Source organism: Streptomyces sp. NPDC101166, from assembly GCF_044768125.1.
GTDB lineage: Bacteria > Actinomycetota > Actinomycetes > Streptomycetales > Streptomycetaceae > Streptomyces.
The window spans coordinates 1-1,445 of record NZ_JBIWPF010000114.1; the positions used below are offsets into that span (position 1 = coordinate 1).

At 68.7% G+C, this 1,445-nt stretch carries 4 protein-coding genes; 2 read left to right on the forward strand and 2 right to left on the reverse strand.

The window, feature by feature from the left end; all coding sequences use genetic code 11:
• Positions 1 to 370 (forward strand): DUF4383 domain-containing protein (locus tag ACIRS4_RS36840; protein ID WP_404204417.1); only part of this gene is annotated, 370 nt, incomplete at its 5' end.
• Here the strand turns inward: ACIRS4_RS36840 and ACIRS4_RS36845 are convergent.
• Complete coding sequence (locus ACIRS4_RS36845) at positions 357 to 647, reverse strand: hypothetical protein (RefSeq protein ID WP_404204419.1); 291 nt, start codon at positions 645 to 647, stop codon at positions 357 to 359. The genes ACIRS4_RS36840 and ACIRS4_RS36845 overlap by 14 nt on opposite strands.
• Entirely contained in the window at positions 617 to 814 is a 198-nt protein-coding gene (locus ACIRS4_RS36850; protein ID WP_404204422.1) for a hypothetical protein, read from the reverse strand. Before ACIRS4_RS36850 ends, ACIRS4_RS36845 begins: the two co-directional genes overlap by 31 nt.
• A 120-nt stretch (positions 815 to 934) precedes the next feature.
• On the opposite strand from ACIRS4_RS36850, the gene ACIRS4_RS36855 reads away from it, so the two are divergent.
• On the forward strand, positions 935 to 1,445 hold a 511-nt coding region (locus tag ACIRS4_RS36855), incomplete at its 3' end, for a hypothetical protein (protein ID WP_404204424.1).

The window sequence follows — 1,445 nt, forward strand, 5'->3', positions numbered from 1 at the left end:
GACCACCTGGTATTGCTTGCTCGTCACGATCTTCCTGACCGTCCGCGCCACCACGACTCTCGCGGCCGGACCACAGTTCTCGATGCCCGGCACGGGCTGGCGAGCGGCCTGGCAGCTGCTACTCGCCGCCGTACTGCTCGCCGGTTTGCTCCGCCCGCGCATCGCCCGCACCGCCGTCACCCTGGTCGCGGCGACCTATCTGCTCGCGACCATCAGCGAGGCGCTCAACCCCGCCGATCTGCTCGGCTTCATCCCCGTGGACATGCGTGACCGGATAGTCCATCCGGCCCTCTCGGCGGCGGGCCTGGCGTGCGTCGCCGCGAATACGGCACTCGCCCGTACACGCCGAATCGGGTTCACTTCCCGTTGATTACGACGCTGTTCCTCGCTGTCGACGGTCGCGGCGATTCCACGGTGCCTCGTTCCCTACGGATTCGGCGGTAGCCGTACAGAATTCCGGCGACCAGGACGGCGAGCAGCACGGCGGACGTGCCCCAGGTTCCGAACCCCAGACCGCCCTTCACGTGGGGTTTGGACAGCAGATCGCCGACGGTGGCGCCGAGCGGGCGAGTGAGGATGAAGGCCAGCCAGAACAGGAGGACACCGGAGACGCGGGTCAGGTAGTGGGCAGCGAGCAGGGCCGCCATGATCGCGGCAGGAACAGCACCGAGGCGGCGGCGTACCCCAGGTTCAGCGTCTGCGCGATCAGGTCGCCGCCGGTCTCGCCGAGAGTGGTGGCGGCGATCTTCAGAATCCAGAACAGCACGGTGATCTGTGGAAGCTTGTAATCGGTACGGGCGGACGCCGAGTCCATGCCGGATTTCCCATCTCGATGGAGGCGAACGAGCAGGTCGCCACGCAGCGTGCCAGCCGATCGCTGAGAACACGCTGAGATCGTTTTCTCGTAGCCGGCGCCGTGTCGGATGATGAGCGAGTGAAAGGGCTCACGAGGTGGCTCGCGCCGGCACGCTGGGGCCTGCGCCTCAGATCCGCGTTGGCGGCCGCGCTGGTCGTGGGCGCGGTCGTCGCCGTCGCCGCGGCAGCGATGCTGTGGGTGCTGCAGCGGTCCCTGATCAGCGAGGTCGACACGGCCGCCGAATTCCGGGCGAATCAGATCGCGGCGGAATTGCGGCGCGAGCCGGCGACCGCGCTGCCCGAGACACTGCTCGACGCGGACCGTCAGATCGCCGCCGTGCAGGTCTTCGATTCGACCGCACACCAGGTCGCGGCATCGCGCCACGCACTGCCCACGCCATTGACCGGCTTGCCCAGCACAGCGGCGAACGATCTGCCCGCGGCCGCCGGCTACGACGAGGATTGGCGCATCGTGGCCCGGACGGCCGACACCTCGGCCGGGACCTTCACCGTGCTGGTAGCGGCCGACACCGAGAACAGCGAGCGTGCGGTGAAGAAGGTCGCCGCGCTGCTGGCACTGGGCGCCCCCG

Bases quoted from the DNA above. Each gene is read 5' to 3' on its own strand.
- ACIRS4_RS36845 (WP_404204419.1), bottom strand. From the start codon at position 647: ATGGCGGCCCTGCTCGCTGCCCACTACCTGACCCGCGTCTCCGGTGTC.
- ACIRS4_RS36850 (WP_404204422.1), bottom strand. From the start codon at position 814: ATGGACTCGGCGTCCGCCCGTACCGATTACAAGCTTCCACAGATCACC.